The following is a 16,844-nucleotide window of genomic DNA, read 5'->3' on the forward strand; positions in this document are numbered from 1 at the left end:
CCGCCGACTCCTCCTTCGGCGCACGGCCCTCACAGATCGGCGGTACGTCATGTCAGCGCGGACCCACCCCGCCATCGGCGGCCTCCTGGCCCTGCTCCTGGCCCTGACCGGCCTGGTAGCCCTCCCCACTCCCTCGCATGCCGCCACGGCGGTCTGCGCCCTGGCCTGCGACACCCTGGATCCGTCCCAGGCACAGCAGGACACCTTCCCGGTGCCCAGCAAGAACATCAACGGCCGCACCGTGCGGCTGCACGTCTCCGACCCGGACGACATGGCCTGGGCCAGCATCGACGACGGCGTGAGCGGCGACTCGGTCTGGCTGGACCGGTCCTGGGACCGGGGCGCCACCTGGGAACCGGTGCTCGGCAAGGCGAGCATCCCGAGCACCTGGACCGGCACCCGCACGCTCATGTACAACATCACCGACCCGGTCGGGCACCGCCGCGGCTGGGTCCGCGCCTGCGGTGACGCCGCCGGCGTGGCCTGCACCGACTGGGTGTACCCGAAGGTGTGCGACGGCACGTCCTGCGACGGCGCCGACCCCGCGACCGCGGCGGGCGACGACACCCCCGTCCCGTCAACCAGCCTGTACGGACGCACCATCAGCCTGCACGTCGACCAACAGGGCGGCATGGCCTGGGGCGTCATCGCGGGCGGTGGCGCGGGCGACGAGATCTGGCTCGACCGGTCCTGGGACAACGGCGCGAGCTGGCCGGAGGGTTCGTCGCTCGGCCGTACGAGCGTGTCGTCGGGAGCCTCCTCGACCAGGACCGTCATGTTCGCCACCCGGGACCCGCGCGGCCTGCTGTACGGCGGTGCGGTCCGCGCCTGCGGCCGGGAGGCATCCCACCAGGAGGGCAGCTGCACGGCCTGGGTGCGGCCCGCACCGACCCGGGCCCGCGCGGGCGCGGACGCGCTGATGGCGTCTTACCAGACCAACGAGGGGTGGTGGCGCAGCAGTTGGTGGAACTCGGCCGTCGCGCTCACCGCGCTGATCGACTTCGCCGAGCAGAGCGGGCGGCACGACTACGACTGGGCGATCGCCCGTACCTTCGAGCAGAACCGCGGCGTCTTCCCGGCGGGCGGGCGCAGTTCGGACCCGATCGAGGGCCACTTCATCAGCCGTGCGATCGACGACGCGGCATGGTGGGCGGTGGCCTGGGTGACGGCGTACGACTACACGGGCGAGCAGCGTTATCTGGACGAGGCGGTCACCATCACCGACTACGTGCAGCAGTACTGGGACACCGGTACATGCGGCGGCGGTGTGTGGTGGAACCGGGAGCGCACCTACAAGAACGCCGTCACCAACGGGCTGTATCTGTGGCTGACCACCTCGCTGCACGAGCGGATCGGGGGCGACACCGTGTGGGGCGCCCGGGCGACCACGGCCGCGGACTGGTATCTGGCGAGCGGGTTGATCAACTCCTCGGGCCTGGTCAACGACGGACTGACCGCGAGCTGCGCCAACAACGGCCAGACCGTGTGGAGTTACAACCAGGGCCTGGCCATCGGCGCGTTCACGCAGCTGTGGCGTTCGACGGGCGACGGCCGGTACCTGGACACGGCGAAGCGGCTGGCCGACGCGGCGATGTCCTCCTCCGCGCTGACCCGTGACGGCGTGCTCACCGAGTCCTGCGACGTCGGTTCGGGCTCCTGCGACGACAACCAGAAGCAGTTCAAGGGCATCTTCATCCGTCACTTCGCCGACCTCGCCGACGCCACCGGGTCCGCGACCTACAAGGCGTACGTCAGGAAACAGGCCGACTCCCTCTGGGCCGCCGACCGGGACTCCCTCAACCGCCTCGGCCAGCGCTGGTCGGGCACGAGCCCCAACACCTCGGACTGGCGCACCCAGGCGAGCGCGCTGGAGGCGCTGACGGCCGCGGCACGGTTCTAGGCGCCGTGCGGGGAGGCGGTGCTACGACACCGGGAGGACGAGCTTGGCACAGTGCAAGCTTTACCTGCGGCAAAGGTTCAGGCATGTGCCGTGCTCGTACCTCCTGGTGTCCGCGCTCGCCCGCACCGGAGGTGCCCCCGCCCATGTCCCGCTTCACCATTGGATCCGTCTTCGTCGGCGGCGCCCTGGCCGTGACCGTCGCGGCCCTGGCGTACCCGAGCTTCCTCGGCGTTCAGAAGACGTCCAGCAACGGCGCCCGGGTGATCGCCAACACCCGCTTCGGTCCGCTCACCGAGGCCGACCGCAACTTCGTCGTGTTCGTACGGGCGGCCGGGCTGTGGGAGTTCCCGTCCGGGGAGCTGGCGGTGAAGAAGGGCACGACCGCGGCCGTACGCGAGGCCGGGCGGCATCTGATCATCGGGCATGCCGCACTCGACGCGAGTTGCCGCAAGATCGCTCCGGAGCTGAACATCACCATTCCCAACCAGCCGACGCCGCAGCAGCAGGGTTTCCTCGCGACCCTGCAGTCGGACACCGGCAAGCAGTTCGACTCCGACCTCACCAACATCCTGCGCGTCACCCACGGCTCGATCTTCAACACCATCGCCAAGATCCGTTCGACCACCAGAAACACGCTCGTACGGCAACTGGCGGAGCAGGCCAACGATGTGGTGCTGGATCACATCGCGCAGATGGAGGGCTCCGGGCTGGTCAACTTCGACCAGGTCAACGCGCAGGAGACGAGCCCGCAGAAGCTTCCGTCCAACCAGGTCACCCCGCCGGTGCCTCAGTCGGGTGTGCCCATGGTCGTCCTCACTCCGCCGCCCGGAGTCTCGGCCGAGGGGGTTCCCACGGGAACCTCGGTCCCGGCCACGCCGAACGTGCCTGCCGCGCCGTCCGGTTCCGCGACGGTGGGGTGACCTCGGCGTCGCGTCACATCGCGGTTCGCAGGCGCCGGAGGGCCGGACAGGCGGAAGGAGCGCACGACGGCGACCAGGCTGCTCGTGACGAGCGTGGCGGTCCACGGGGCGAGATCGCGCAGCGGCCTGGGGGCGGCGTCCCCCGTCCGCACTCCGCGCGGGCGTACCCGCCCTTCGGGGTCGTAGCGGACGGAGAGCGCGTCCCCGGGGCGGGTGGCGCGTCCGCAACCGCGCCAGATGCGGACCTTGAGCGGGATGCCGTCGGCGTCGGTCACCGTGCAGAGGTACCGCTCATGCACCCCGTCCGGGAGCCGGCCCTCGTCGACCGATGTCACCACGACGGACTGCACGCGTCCCCGTTCCGCCAGCACCACACCGGCCGCGGCCTGCGGGGTCTGCAGGGCCAGGCATACGCCGAGCAGCGCGACGATGCCGACCAGCGCGCGCCCGGCCCCCGTCAGGGCCACATAGAGGGCGAGGGCCGCCGCGCACACCAGGCCCGACTCGCCGTCGGCCAGGGCCGGTCGCCCCGTCCAGGCGCCGTAGAGCGTCGGGCCGATGATCGCGGCGGCGCCCAGGAGGCCCGCGAGGAGCCCCTCCCCCACGAGCCACCAGGGCGGCAGGCCGACGAACTCCGCGGGGCCCCACACCGATGTGCGCAAGTGGCCCATCAGCGGGGACCGGTGTGAGGACCGGGGCCGTCTTCTTCGGTGCATGCGTGCCACGCCCCGTGTCCTTTCCGGTCCTTCGGACCGGTGCTCGTGCGGCGCCGGTCGCGCCCTTGCATTATGCAAAATATGCGGGGCGTGGATGAGGGGCCGCCGGAGGCGGCGGGCGTACGGGAGCGGGAGACGTCAGGCGTCGTGCGCCGCCACGCCGTCCATGGCCGGGTCGGGCGGGTGCGGTTCGGGGCCGTCCGTGGCGGAGGCCAGGGGTTCGCCTCCGGCCCTGTTGAAGGCGTTGAGGGCTTCGATGAGCGCGAGACGCTGGGTGGGAGCGAGTCGTTCGACGATCGTGGCGATCTCCGCTCGGCGGCGGGCAGTGACATGTGCGACGGCACGCCGGCCCTCGTCGGTGAGCTGCAGCAGGGTCTCGCGGCGGTTCTCGGGGTTGGTCTGCCGGTCGGCGAGCCCGGCCGCGATCAGCCGGTCGACCATCCGCATCGCCGTCGACGGCGCCACCTGCAGCAGATCGGCGAGGGCGACCAGTTTGGTGGCGCCCCGGGTCTCCAGCACGACCAGCATCCGGAACTGCGGCAGCGTCACCCGGTCCTCGTACTCGGCGAGCGAACGGGCGGAGACGGCCAACAGCAGGCGGGAGGCGGACAGGACCGCCCGGGAGACCGCGTCTACGTCGTCCATGGCCCCCGCGGGGCTTTCGTGCTCCGGCATGCGTTCTTTCTACCTCGCCGAAGTCGCCGCCCACTTACGTGATGGGCACACGTTTTCCTTTTCATGACCGGGACATCGGTCAACAGCACCCGGCGCCGCCCTTCGGGCCGTCGTGCGCGGTCCGGGTGGCGGCCCCTTGTTGCACTGTGCAAAAATCGCGCCGGTCCCCCAACCGGCGGTCCGGTACGCAGCGCCCATGAGTGAGCGGCACTCGATCACGGGATCGGACGACGTACCGGGCCGTCGGTGGGCCCGCCCACTCCCCGCGCCCGCAGCCTCTTCGACCACGGATGCCCGGGCGTGCCTTGAACAACAGAACCAACTCCGGTACCAGGTAGGGATTCCATCCGGGGTCCGCTTGATGATCGAGTCGTACGGCAGCCGCAGGCTCTCTTGGCCGGATCCCGGAGCCAGGTCTGATGCGTGGCCGCCAGCGTCTCGGCGTCCGCCGCGGCCCAGACCCGTCCCGAGCCGACCGCGTCCCACACGTACTCCGTAAAGCGGTCCCGCACTTCCGGGAAGGCCGTCGAGGGCACCGCGATCTCCAGATCGCCGTGCGGCCCGGTCTGCTCCCCGCGGAAGAGGTCCAGCGCCCATCCTGCCGCCACGCACCAAGGTGCACGGACCCCCTGCAAGCGCTCCGCGACCTGCTCCGGACGCCACGCATGCGCCCAGCGGGCCTTGAGTTCGTCCGCGTCGAATACGGTGCCGCCCGGCGGCAGGGAGTCGGTCGTCATGTGTGCAACGTAGCGAAGGGGCCCGCGCGTTCAGCTGTGCGCGGGCCCCTCGGGATGGGCTGCTACTGGTAAGCGATGGTCAGTGCGCTGTGGATGCTGTGCGCGGGCAGGGTGATGCGCAGGGCGTGGGTCGTGGCGTCGTAGTGCCAGGCCGATGCGGTCAACTTGGCGGCGCCCGCGTGTACTTGCTTCGGAGCCTGGTCGACTCCGAGGAAGGAGACGGTCCAGGTCCGGTGGCTCGCCTGGCCTCGGAAACTCCCCTTGGTGGGGGCGATCCTCAGCAGGTGCGCACCCTTGTGCTCGGTGTAGCGGATGCGGGTGGTGGCCGTACGCGCGGACTTGCCGGAGGTGACGCCGTCGTCCTCGTAGAGGGAGAAGGTGCCGGACGCTCCCGGGGCCACCGAGACGCTGACCTTGTCGAGCGGGCTCTTCGCGTCGGCGGCCACGTTGTTGGACCGCGTGGTGACGATGCCGCCCGCTCGGACGAAGACCGGCATGGTGTCCAGGGTGGTCTCGACGTCGTGCGTGGCGCCACCGGTGTAGGTGCGGCCGGTGAAGTAGTCCGTCCACTGGCCCGGCGGGAACCACACTGAGGTGGTGGTGTCGGTGCCGGGTGAGGTGACCGGCGCGACCAACATGTCGGAGCCGTAGAGGTACTCGCTGTCCGCCTTGGTGTAGGCGGCCTCCTCCTCCGGATACTGCAGGTACAGCGGGCGGACGATGGGGATGCCGGTGGTGTTGGCCTGCTGCGCCAGCGTGTAGGTGTACGGCACGAGCGACTCGCGCAGCCGCAGGAACTTCTCGGCGGACTTCTGCGCGTCGGTGCCGTACTGCCACGGCAGCCGGTCGCTGTGATTGCTGTGCAGGCGGTCGATGGGCTGGAAGGTGCCGAGCTGCACCCAGCGGGCGTACAGGTCGTCGGGCAGTTTCGTGGTGCGGTGGGTCTGGCCGTCCGAGGTGTACGTCTCGGCTCCGGGGATGCCGTATCCGTCGTTGTGGCCGCCGATGTCATGGCTGATGTTGGAGAGGCCGGTGGCGGCGGACTCCCCCGGTGTGTAGCCGATCTCGGCGTGCAGGGTGCCCCAGTTCGAGGTCGTGTCCCCGGTGAAGTGGAGCGTGCTGCGCTTGTCGGCCCACGGCCCGGTGGGCAGGCCCACGCCCCCGCTGTAGCCGCCGGCCTGCAGCGATCCGTAGGCGCGGGACAGGACGAAGGGGCGGTCGCTGGTCTCGGAGGTGAGGTCGGCGTACTTCTGGTTGATCCACGCGTCCGGGGTGACGCCCGCCTGCGAGGAGCGGGAGGCGTCGCAGCACCAGTCCAGCCACCAGAAGTCGTTTCCGGCCGCGTCCATCGGACGGTGCAGGTCGAGGTAGGCCTTGAGCTGGTCGGGGTCGCCGAAGTCGAAAGTGTAGCAGTCCGAGCCCGCGCCGCCCGCGCAACCGCCCTTGCGCAGCTTGCCCTTGGCCGTGCTCTGGGCCTTCGCGAACTGCGGGTCGGTGCCGAGGATGCTCGGATGCACGTTCAGGGTGTTGTGCAGTCCCTGGCTGGTCGACCAGTCGAAGAAGCCCTTGGGGTCGGGGAACTTGGCCGGGTCGAAGTTCCAGCCGCTCCAGGTGTTGGGCGACTTGAAGTCGGTGTCCGTGACGAGCACGTCCAGCGGTACGTCCGCGGCGCGGAACGCGGGCAGGATCGTGTTCTCGTAGTCGTTCGCGGTGCGGTCGATGTACTCGGAGTACCAGACGCCGTAGGCCCAGCGGGGCAGCAGCTGGGACGGTCCGGTCAGGGTGGAGAGGTCGGACAGGCCCTTCTGGTAGTCGTGTCCGTAGCCGAAGAGGTAGCCGTCCTGGTAGGCACTGCCGCCGTGGGAGGGGCGGGCCGTGGCCTTCTTGGTGGCCGAGTCGTAGATGGCGGAGGCGGTGTCGTCGAGCAGGTACCAGCCGTCGCGGTGCAGCAGACCTGGTGTGGTCCACGGCGTGGGGTCGTTGTCGCCGTTGAGCCCGTCGAGGCTGCGGCGGTAGCCGCCCAGGGCGAGGTGGGGCGCGGGTGCCGGATCCCCCTCGCGGCTGAGCGCCAGGGTGTCCACGTTGACGTGACAGCTGCTGGAATCGGGGCAGTTCAGGGTGACGTCGTCGGTGCCCGCCTTCAACTGGACGGGGACGGACGCCGATTGCCAGGTGTCCCAGTTGTCCGTGGCCGGGAGCGTCAGGGTGCGGGAGGCCCCGCTGCCGGTGCCGACCTCGACCGTGCGCGCCTGGTGCAGGCCGTCGCTGCCGGTGCCGTTGGCGTAGCGCAGGTTCAGCAGATAGGTGCCGTCGGCCGGGATGCCGGTGATCCGGTCCTTGACGCTCGATCCCTGGTTCAGCTCGGCGGTGAAGCCGTAGCCGGCGTGGCCCTTGTGGTCGGTGGCGATGGTGGCGGAACCGGCGAGGAGGGCGTCCTCGGCCTCGCAACTGGTGCCGAAGCGGCAGCCGTTGACCGCGCTCTGTGCCCGGGAGGGGTAGTCGGCGCCGGAGTTGAGGAGGGCGAGGCTGTCGATGTTGACGTCGCCGGAGTCGCCGGAGGTGCGGTGCAGCGTGACGGTGTGGGTACCGGCGCCGAGCGTCAGCGGCAGACGGGCCACGCCCCAGGTGTCCCAGTCGGCCGTCGCGGGAAGCGTGAACGTCTTGTCGGCGCCCCCGTCCACGTCGAGGCTGAGGGTGCGTGCCTCGTGCTTGCCGTCGGCGCCGACCGCGTTGGCGTAGCGCACGGCGAGGTCGTAGGTGCCGTCGGACGAGGTACGGACGTCGGCGGCAAGGGAGTTGTTGTCGACCTCGAAGCCGGCGAGGAAGCCCTTCCCGGTGAACCCGCCGTGGTCGGTGGCGAGTCCGGGACCGTCGTAGCGCTGGTCCTCCGCCTCGCACAGGGCGCCGACGGCGCACACGTCGTGCTGCCAGGGCGCGGCGAGCACCGGGCTCTGCCCCGCCTTGAAGGAGGTCGTCAGGTTGTCGGCGTCGAAGGGTCCGGAGCCCACGCGGTAGCGCAGCGTCATGGCGCTGGTGGTGATGGTCAGGACGCCGTCGTCGACCGACGAGGTGTACTGGGGCGGGGTGAAGGAGTCCCGGCCGACCGCGTTGAAGGTGGGCCGGTCCTCGAAATGACCGTCTCCGGCGTACTCGGTCCGTATCAACGTCGGTGACAGCACCTCGAACCGGGCGTCCTCGACGGTCACGGTGGCACGGTGGGGCCGCTGGTGTGCGGTGCCCGCCGTCGCGATGCCCGGGCTCACCAGGCACATTCCCACCACCGCACCGGACGCGACGACAGCCGCCGCCCGTCGGTATCTGGACGAAAAAGGTCTCACAGCACTCTCCGTCTCCGGCCCAGCCAAGTCTGGGCAACGACCACCACGGCCAGGAACGCCCCGCTGACGACCTGCTGGTAGGCCGAGTCGAGCGAGCCGATCTGGTTGATCACGTTCTGGATGACCTTCAGCAGCAGCACTCCGACGAGGGAGCCACTGATGAAGCCGAAACCGCCACTGAGCAGGGTGCCGCCGATGACGACCGCCGAGATCGCCTCCAGCTCCATCCCGCTGCCGAGAATGGTCACGCCGGACACCAGCCAGGCCGCGTTGAGCGCGCCGGCCAGCCCGGCGCACAGGCCCGAGAGCGTGTAGACGGAGATCTTCGTACGGGCCACGGGCGCGCCCATCAGGGCTCCCGCGTCCTCGTTGCCGCCGACGGCGTAGACGTACTGTCCGAACCGGGTCCCGCGCAGCACGACGGCGCCGAGCACGAACAGCGCCACGGTGATCCACACGGGCACGCCGATGCCGAGCAGTGAGCCCTGCCCGAGGGTGGCGAAGAAGGAGTCCTTGTCGACGAGGTAGGTCTTCGAGCCCTCGTCCGTGATGGCGAGCAGGATGCCGCGGGCGCCCAGCATCGCCGCGAGGGTGACGATGAACGGCGCCAGCCGGACGTGCGCGATGAGCACTCCGTTGACCAGGCCGATCAGCCCGCACACGGCGAGCGGCAGCAGCAGGGCCACTACGGTGCCGTACTGCGAGCCCCAGGCCGCGAGGACGCCGCCGAGGGCGAACAGCGAGCCGACCGACAGGTCGATGCCGCCGGTGATGATCACGAAGGTCATGCCGAGGGCGACCACCGCGAGGAACGCCGAGGACAGCGCCATGTTCTCGAGGTTGTCGCCGGTGAGGAAGGTGTCGAAGCTCAGCGACGCCACGGCCATGGCGATCACGAGGGTGACCAGCGCGCCGTGCTGCTGTGCGAGGGCGCTCAGCCGCTCGGAGCGGTTCGTGCGCCCGGGGTCGTCGTCCTTGGGGCTCGCGGTGTCGGCCGGCATGCCGGCCTCTTCGGTCTGCGTGGTCATCGCCTGCCTCGTTCCCGGGCCGCGTAGACGGCGAGGACGATCACCACGGCCTGGGCGATCTGGGTCCACGACGGCGGCAGATCGTGCTTGATGAGCGTGGTCGTGAGCAGCTGGATGAGCACGGCGCCCGCGACGGTGCCGCCGATGCGCACCCGCCCGCCGGTGAGCGGGGTGCCGCCGACGACCACGGCGGTGATGGCGGAGAGCTCCATCAGGTTGCCGAGGGAGGTGGGGTCGCTGGCGGTGAGGCGGGCGGTGGCGAGGACGCCCGCGATCGCGGCGAGGGCGCCGGAGCAGACGTAGACCACGATCAGGACCCGGCGCACCGGGAGTCCGGCGAGCCGGGCGGCCGGGCGGCTGTCGCCGATGGCCAGGACCTGCCGACCGAAGGTGGTGCGGCGCATCACGAAGGCGACGAGGACGGCGAGCACCGCTGCGATGAGCACCAGGTACGGCACGCCGAGGACGTCGCCGGAGCCGAGTGATGCCAGGCCGGGGTCGCGTACGTCCTTGAGTTGGGGCAGCAGGACGAGGGCCAGTCCGCGTCCGGCGACCATCAGGGCGAGGGTGGCGACGATGGGCTGGACGCCGACGAAGGCGATGAGGGCGCCGTTGGCGACGCCGACCACGATGCCTCCGATCACCGCGGTCAGGGCCGCGATCCAGGGGCCGTAGCCGAGGTAGAGCGACAGCAGGGAGGTGGCCAGGGCCATTACCGAGCCGACCGACAGGTCGACGCCCTCGGTGCCGATCGCCAGTGCCATGCCGAGCGCGACGATGAGGACGGGGGCGACCTGGACGGCCTGGGTGCGGAAGTTCTCCGTGGAGACGAAGTGCGGGGTGAAGGCGAAGTTGAAGAGCAGAAGCACCAGTACGCCGGCGTAGACGCCGTAGTCCTGGAGCAGGCGCAGCAGCCGATCGCGGTCCAACGAGCCGCGCGACAGGGCGAGTTCAGTCATCGCTCCCTCCAGCGGGTACGGCCGCGATGGCGCGCATCAGGGCGTCCTCGGTGACGGCGTCGCCGGTCAGTTCGCGCACGACGGCACCGTCCTTGAGCACCACCACGCGGTCGCTGCCCTCGATCAGCTCCTCGGTGTCGGAGGAGATCAGGAGTACGGCCAGTCCGTCGTCGGCGAGTTCGTCGATGAGGGCCTGCACCTCCGCCTTGGCGCCGACGTCGATGCCGCGGGTCGGCTCGTCCAGCAGCAGCACCTTGGGGTGCAGGGCGAGCCAGCGGGCCAGCAGGACCTTCTGCTGGTTGCCGCCGGAGAGTTCGCCGACCTTCTGATGAGGGCCTGCGGCCTTGATGCGCAGCCGCTTCATGAACGTCTCCACGATGGCGTCGATGCGGGTGTCGTCGACGAGGCCGAAGCGGGACAGTGCGGGCAGCGCGGCGAGCGCGATGTTCTCGCGCACCGACAGTCCGGGCACGATGCCCTCGGCCTTGCGGTCCTCCGGCAGCAGGCTGATGCCGGCGCGGATCGCGGCGGCCGTGGAGCCCGCCCGCACCGGTACGCCGGCGACGACGACCCGTCCGGCGTCGGTGGGCAGCGCTCCCGCGATGGCCTTCGCGGTTTCGCTGCGGCCGGAACCGAGCAGTCCGCCGAGGCCGACGACCTCCCCGGGCCGGACCTCCAGGGACACGTCCCGCAGCCGATGACTGACCGTCAGCCCCTCCGCGCGCAGGACCGGTTCGGCCTCCGTGTCGTGCGAGCCGGTGAACTTGGTCATGCCCTCCTCGCGCACCTCGCCGATCTCACGGCCGAGCATCATGGCCACCAGCCGCAGCCGGTCGAGTTCGGCGAGCGGGCCGGTGTGCACCACGCGTCCGTCGCGCAGGACGGTGACGGTGTCGCAGATCTCGTACAGCTCGTCCATGCGATGGCTGACGTAGACGACCGCAACGCCGCGCTCGCGCAGCATGCGGATCACCCCGAAGAGGGTCTTGACCTCGCGTGGTTCGAGGGACGAGGTGGGCTCGTCCATGATGACGACGCGGGCGTCGACGGCGACGGCGCGGGCGAGTGCGACCATCTGCTGTGCGCCGACGCCGAGTTCGCGCAGGGGCCTGCGCACGTCGACGCGGATGCCGAGTCCGCGCAAAGCCTCGTCGGCCTCGCGGTGCATGCGCCGGAAGTCGATCAGGCCCAGCCTGCCGAGGGGTTCGCGGCCGAGGAAGAGATTGCGGGCCACGCTCATCAGCGGGACGAGGTTGACCTCCTGGTAGATGGTGGAGATGCCCGCCTGCTGGGCCTGCAGGGGCGTGCCGAAGCGGACCGGTTCGCCGTCGTAGGTCAACTCGCCGGCGTCGGGCCGGTACACGCCGGTGAGCACCTTGATGAGCGTCGACTTGCCCGCGCCGTTCTCGCCGACGAGTGCGTGCACCTCCCCGGCGCGCGCGGTGAAGTCCACGTCGGACAGGGCGCGCACGCCGGGGAAGGTTTTGGACAGGTGGCTGACCGAGAGCACGTCAGAAGGCCTTGCCGATGTCCGACTGGGCGTTGCTCTTGGAGTAGGCGCTGTCCTTGATAACGATGTCCTGGCTGACCTTGTCGCCCTTGGTGAAGGTGTCGAGGGTCTGGAAGGCGAGCGGCCCGAAGCGCGGGTTGGACTCGATGACGCCGGAGATCCAGCCGTCCACGATCTGCTGCACGGCGTTGCGGGTGCCGTCGACGGTGACGATCTTGACGTCGCCGGGCTTCTTGCCCGCGCCCTTGAGGGCGTTGACGGCGCCGAGGCCCATCTCGTCGTTCTCGGCGTAGATGCCGGTGATGCCGGGGTTGGACTGGATGAGGTTCTCGGTGACCGACTGGCCCTTCTCGCGGGCGAATTCACCGGTCTGCCGGGAGACGATCTTCAGGCCGGGGGCCTTCTCCTTGATGCGGTCCTCGAAGCCCTTGGTGCGCTCGGTGGTGACGTTGTTGCCTGCCGCGCCGAGCAGGATGGCGATCTTGCCCTTGCCGCCGGTCGCCTCGATCATCTGGTCCGCGGCCCGCTTGCCCTGCTCGATGAAGTCGGAGCCGATGAAGCTGACGTAGTCCTTGCAGGCGGTGGCGTTGATCTTGCGGTCGATCGTGACGATCGGGATGTGCTTGGCGGCCGCGGTGCGCAGTACCGGCTCCCAGCCGTCGGAGTTGAGCGGGGCGATGACCAGCAGGTTCGCGCCCTTCGCGATCAGGTCCTGGACGTCGCTGATCTGCTTGGAGAACTGCGACTGGGCGTTGGCGGTGAGCAGCTTGATGCCGCGCTTCTTGGCCTCGGCCTTGATGGAGGCGGTCTCCGCGATCCGGAAGGGGTTGGCCTCCTTCTCCGACTGGGAGAAGCCGACGGTGGCGCCCTTGAGGTCGAGCTTCTTGGCGCCGTAGGCATCGATGGTGCAGGTCGGTCCGGAGCCCGCGGCGGGCGAGGCCACCACCTGGCCCGCGTCGTCCTGCTTCGAGGCGGAGGGCTTCTTGTCCGAGTCGTCCTCGGACTTGGTGCATCCGGTCGCGAGCGCGAGGCTCGCCACGAGGCCGGCGGCCAGGAGGTGTCTTGCGGAGGTGCGACGGACAACTGCGATGGGCTTCATGGGTGTCCCCAAACGGCGCGGCCCCGGAGCTGAGAGCGCTCTCGGGGAGGCTGGCTCTTGCGGTCAACTCGGTGTGGCACGTCGTTCAGAGGAGGTTTTTACATCGTTGGAAGGGCCGTGTAAAGAGCTCCGTCCGAAATCTCGTCATCGCCGGCCCAGAGTGCTCTCGCGCTCAACGAGCTCGAAGGCGGCGGTGAGTTCACGTCCGCCGGGCTCCTCGCGGCCCGACAGGCTGCGCAGCAGCGAGGCGACGGCCATCTTGGCGATCGCCTGCTTGTCCGGTGAGACCGTGGTCAGGGTGACGGCGCCGAACCGCCCCTCGGCGATGTCGTCGAACCCCACCACCGCCACGTCCCAGGGCACCCTGAGCCCCCGCTCGTGCAGCACCCGCATCGCCCCGATCGCGATCAGGTCGTTGAAGGCGAAGACGGCGTCCGGGCGCACGCCGGAGTCCAGCAGCTCGGCCATCGCGCGCGCCCCGTCGTCCCGGTCCCACCCGCCGACCGGGACCACCAGGCTGTCCGGCGCGGGCACCCCGGCCGCCGCCAACTCCGCGCGCCAGCCGTCCAGTCGCAGGTGGGCGGGCCGGTTCACGGAGTCGGTGCGCACACCGAGGTAGGCGATCCGGGTCCGGCCGCGGCCGAGCAGATGACGCACCGCGCACCGGGACGCGGCCACGTTGTCGATCGCGATGTGGTCGAAGGGCAGGTCGTACTCGCGCTCGCCGAGCAGCACCAGCGGCACGTCGTCGGACCTGCCCTGCAGATCCTCGGCCTCCAGAGCCAGCGGGCTGAGGATCAGCCCGTCGATCACCCGGCCCCTGAACCCCTGGCTGACCAGGATCTCCTGCTCGCGGTCTCCGCGGGTGTGGTCGAGCAGGACGGTGAACTCGTGCTCGGCGGCCGCGTCGATCACGGCGCCGGCCAGCTCGGCGAAGTAGGGGTTGCCGAGTTCGGGTACGGCGAGCGCGATGATCCCCGTACGGCCGCCCCGCAGATGGCGCGCGGTCAGATTGGGCCGGTAGCCGAGCTCGTCGATCGCCGCCTGCACCCGGGCCCGCATGGCCGGGGTGACGTGCGGATAGTTGTTCACAACGTTGGACACGGTCTTGATCGAAACGCCCGCGCGTTCCGCCACGTCCTTCAGGCTGGCCCGCAAGGGATCTCCTCAGCATCGATGGGTGCCTCATCCTCGGGGATTTGTCATGCCCCTGGACAGAGGCCGGGAGCCGTGCTCTTATGCCAACTGCCGTTCCTTCCAACGTTGTACAGACTGAAGCAGCGAGCCGCCACCCTTCCTCAGCCAAGGAGGATTCGTGCGCATCAGACCGATCCGCCAACGCCTCGCCCTGTTCGTGGCCGCGGCCCTCGGTGCCGCGGGCCTTGCCGTGACGCCTGCCGCCAGCGCGGCAGACGATCCCGTCGAGGTCCACGGCCTCAAGGGCGAGTACTACACGCAGTCGGCACCCGGCGCCTTCGATTTCGACAAGCTCAAGGCCACCGGGTTCGACCCCAACCTCGATTTCGACACCCTAGAACCACGACTGAACTTCGCCACCGGGCAGTCCGACGACGTGAGCGTCCGCTGGACCGGAAAGGTCGTCCCGGAGAAGACCGGGGCCACCACCTTCTCGATCATCGGCGACAACGGCTTCCGCCTGTGGGTCGACGGGAAACTGGTCATCGACCACTGGGTCGACGACTGGGACACCGAACAGACCGGCCAGCCCGTCGAGTTGACCGCGGGCAAGGCCTACGACATCAAGGTCGAGTACTTCGAGCACTACGGGGGCTCCAACCTCCACCTGCGCTGGACCCCGCCGGGCGGCAGCAAGACCGCCGTACCGCAGTCCGCGTTCCGTCTGCCGGACGGCTATGACTACGACGGTGCCATCTCCACCGACGTCCTGGCGAGCGGCCGTACGCTCGTGCTCCAGTTCGCGCAGCCGCTCGGCGCGCCGCCGGCCGATCTGGCCGACCACCTCGACGCGGTGATCGGGGGCGCCACCTGGCCCCTGGGCACGGCCCGGCTGGACTCCGCCGACCCGCACAGGCTGCTGGTCTCGCTCAAGGAGCCCGTCGTCGGCAACAAGACCGGCACCGCGTCCGGCCTCGCCGACGTCCGCTACGACGGCCAGGGCGGTCTGACCGGCACGGACGGCAACGTTGTCAAATCCTTCTGGAGCAGCGGCGCCAACAAGTCCACGTACGAGTTGAGCACCAAGTGGGCCGACGACGTCTCGCCCTCCAACGCCCACCCCGAGTACCCGCGGCCGCAGTTGACCCGTGACTCGTGGAAGAACCTCAACGGTTCCTGGCAGTTCGCCGCCGCCAAGGCGGGAGAGCAGCCGCCCGTGGGCAAGAACCTCGGCGAGAAGATCCTCGTCCCCTACCCCGTCGAGTCGCAGCTGTCGGGTCTGGAGCGGCACGAGGACCGCATGTGGTACCGGCGCACCTTCACCGTGCCGGCCGGCTGGAAGGTCGGCTCCGGCAAGCGGCTGCAGCTCAACTTCGGCGCGGTCGACTGGCGGGCCGAGGTGTACGTCAACGGCACCAAGGTGGCCGAACACCAGGGCGGCTACGACAAGTTCAGCGCCGACATCACGGACGCGCTGAAGCCCGGCCGCACCCAGGAGCTGATCGTCGGCGTCTACGACCCCACCGACTCGGCGAACGGCGAGAACCCGCCGGTCGGCAAGCAGCGCCTCGATCCCAGCGGCATCTGGTACACGCCGACCTCGGGCATCTGGCAGACGGTGTGGATGGAGCCGGTGGCCGCCGACCACGTCGACCAGCTCAAGCTCACCCCGAACGTGGACGACAGCACGCTCACCGTCGAGCCGCAGGGCGTCCGCGACGGCGTGCCGGTCACGGCGACGGCGTACGAGGGCAAGCGCAGGGTCGCCACGGTCACCGGCCGCACCGGCAAGGCCCTGACGCTGCACCTGCGCAAGCCGCATCTGTGGTCGCCCGACGACCCCTTCCTCTACCACCTCAAGGTGAGCGTCGGGGCCGACCGGGTCGGCAGCTACTTCGGGATGCGCTCGATCAAGGTCGAGAAGATCGACGGCGTTCCGCGCACCGTCCTGAACGGCAAGCCGATCTTCATGATGGCCACGCTCGACCAGGGCTTCTGGCCGGACGGCCTGTACACGGCGCCGACCGACGAGGCGCTCGCGTACGACCTGAAGATGCACAAGAACATGGGCTTCAACGCGGTGCGCAAGCACATCAAGGTGGAACCGGACCGCTGGTTCTACTGGGCCGACCGACTGGGCCTGATGGTGTGGCAGGACATGCCGGCGATGACCGCCGGGGTGAACCCGTCCACCGCCGCGCGCGCCGAGTACGAGCGCGAGATGAAGCAGATGATCGACGAGCACATCAGCAGCCCGTCCGTCATCATGTGGGTCACCTTCAACGAGGGCTGGGGCCAGTACGACATGGCCCGCATCGCCGACCAGGCCAAGTCCTGGGACCCGACCCGGCTGGTCAACTCCATGTCCGGGATCAACCTCGGGGCCGACGGCGGCACCGGCGACATCCTGGACGAACACGGCTACCCAAGTCCCGCCCTGCCACCGCAGCCGGACGGCAAACGGGCCCTGGTCAGCGGTGAGTACGGCGGTCTCGGGCTCGCGGTGCCGGGACACGCCTGGTCGGTCCAGCAGTCCTACGTCGACGTCGACCCGGCCACCTACACCGACGACTACCTCGCCAAACTCGACGAGGTCCACGCGCTCGCCTGCAAGGGCAGCAACGGCGCGGTCTACACCCAGATCACGGATGTCGAAGGTGAGCTCAACGGCCTGATGACGTACGACCGCAAGGTCGTCAAGCCTGACGTCAAACGGCTCAAGGCGGCTCAGCAGGCGCTGATCTCCGACGCCTCACGGGCCACACCGGCCGGGTGCGCCTGACACCCGCCCGGGCTCGGCGAACGCCCCCCCGCGCCACGCCGAG

General features: G+C 69.9%; 10 protein-coding genes and 1 pseudogene. 3 read left to right on the forward strand and 8 right to left on the reverse strand.

Annotation, left to right across the window (positions count from 1 at the left end; all coding sequences use genetic code 11):
- The first annotated feature begins 49 nt into the window (after positions 1-49).
- Positions 50-1,900, forward strand: coding sequence for a glycoside hydrolase family 76 protein (locus tag JYK17_RS13450; RefSeq protein ID WP_222810447.1), 1,851 nt, complete (start codon positions 50-52; stop codon positions 1,898-1,900).
- A 143-nt stretch (positions 1,901-2,043) separates the two neighbouring features.
- Entirely contained in the window at positions 2,044-2,820 is a 777-nt protein-coding gene (locus JYK17_RS13455) for a DUF4142 domain-containing protein (protein WP_108014249.1), read from the forward strand.
- Between the two features lie 854 nt (positions 2,821-3,674).
- Here JYK17_RS13455 and JYK17_RS13465 read toward each other — a convergent pair.
- The 8 genes and pseudogenes from JYK17_RS13465 to JYK17_RS13500 form a co-directional block, all read right to left on the reverse strand.
- Positions 3,675-4,211, reverse strand: coding sequence for a MarR family winged helix-turn-helix transcriptional regulator (locus tag JYK17_RS13465; protein WP_108014250.1), 537 nt, complete (start codon positions 4,209-4,211; stop codon positions 3,675-3,677).
- A 298-nt stretch (positions 4,212-4,509) separates the two neighbouring features.
- Positions 4,510-4,948: pseudogene (locus tag JYK17_RS13470) on the reverse strand (nucleotidyltransferase domain-containing protein); the annotation flags it as partial.
- 62 nt (positions 4,949-5,010) lie between these two features.
- Positions 5,011-8,154 carry a TIM-barrel domain-containing protein gene (locus JYK17_RS13475; protein ID WP_504739971.1) on the reverse strand — a complete coding sequence of 1,048 codons (3,144 nt, stop codon included), beginning with the start codon at positions 8,152-8,154 and terminating at the stop codon, positions 5,011-5,013.
- Positions 8,155-8,282: 128 nt separating this feature from the next.
- Positions 8,283-9,287, reverse strand: coding sequence for an ABC transporter permease (locus JYK17_RS13480; protein WP_234548533.1), 1,005 nt, complete (start codon positions 9,285-9,287; stop codon positions 8,283-8,285).
- A gap of 23 nt (positions 9,288-9,310) precedes the next feature.
- Positions 9,311-10,273 (reverse strand): ABC transporter permease, encoded by a 963-nt coding sequence (locus JYK17_RS13485; protein WP_108014254.1) that lies wholly within the window; start codon positions 10,271-10,273, stop codon positions 9,311-9,313.
- The gene (locus JYK17_RS13490; RefSeq protein WP_222810449.1) at positions 10,266-11,783 is read right to left on the reverse strand and encodes a sugar ABC transporter ATP-binding protein; all 1,518 of its coding nucleotides are present in this window, start codon (positions 11,781-11,783) and stop codon (positions 10,266-10,268) included. The genes JYK17_RS13485 and JYK17_RS13490 overlap by 8 nt, the downstream gene beginning before the upstream one ends.
- A 1-nt stretch (position 11,784) precedes the next feature.
- The gene (locus JYK17_RS13495) at positions 11,785-12,882 is read right to left on the reverse strand and encodes an ABC transporter substrate-binding protein (protein ID WP_108014256.1); all 1,098 of its coding nucleotides are present in this window, start codon (positions 12,880-12,882) and stop codon (positions 11,785-11,787) included.
- Between the two features lie 144 nt (positions 12,883-13,026).
- Entirely contained in the window at positions 13,027-14,040 is a 1,014-nt protein-coding gene (locus JYK17_RS13500; RefSeq protein WP_108014257.1) for a LacI family DNA-binding transcriptional regulator, read from the reverse strand.
- A gap of 157 nt (positions 14,041-14,197) precedes the next feature.
- Here JYK17_RS13500 and JYK17_RS13505 point away from each other — a divergent pair, with 157 nt between their 5' ends.
- Positions 14,198-16,801 (forward strand): PA14 domain-containing protein, encoded by a 2,604-nt coding sequence (locus tag JYK17_RS13505; protein WP_108014258.1) that lies wholly within the window; start codon positions 14,198-14,200, stop codon positions 16,799-16,801.
- Positions 16,802-16,844: the final 43 nt, after the last annotated feature.

Source organism: Streptomyces plumbidurans (assembly GCF_019857225.1).
In the GTDB taxonomy this organism is placed as follows: domain Bacteria; phylum Actinomycetota; class Actinomycetes; order Streptomycetales; family Streptomycetaceae; genus Streptomyces; species Streptomyces plumbidurans.

Bases quoted from the DNA above. Each gene is read 5' to 3' on its own strand.
- JYK17_RS13485 (WP_108014254.1), bottom strand. From the start codon at position 10,273: ATGACTGAACTCGCCCTGTCGCGCGGCTCGTTGGACCGCGATCGGCTG.
- JYK17_RS13455 (WP_108014249.1), top strand. From the start codon at position 2,044: ATGTCCCGCTTCACCATTGGATCCGTCTTCGTCGGCGGCGCCCTGGCC.
- JYK17_RS13465 (WP_108014250.1), bottom strand. From the start codon at position 4,211: ATGCCGGAGCACGAAAGCCCCGCGGGGGCCATGGACGACGTAGACGCG.
- JYK17_RS13450 (WP_222810447.1), top strand. From the start codon at position 50: ATGTCAGCGCGGACCCACCCCGCCATCGGCGGCCTCCTGGCCCTGCTC.
- JYK17_RS13495 (WP_108014256.1), bottom strand. From the start codon at position 12,882: ATGAAGCCCATCGCAGTTGTCCGTCGCACCTCCGCAAGACACCTCCTG.
- JYK17_RS13480 (WP_234548533.1), bottom strand. From the start codon at position 9,287: ATGCCGGCCGACACCGCGAGCCCCAAGGACGACGACCCCGGGCGCACG.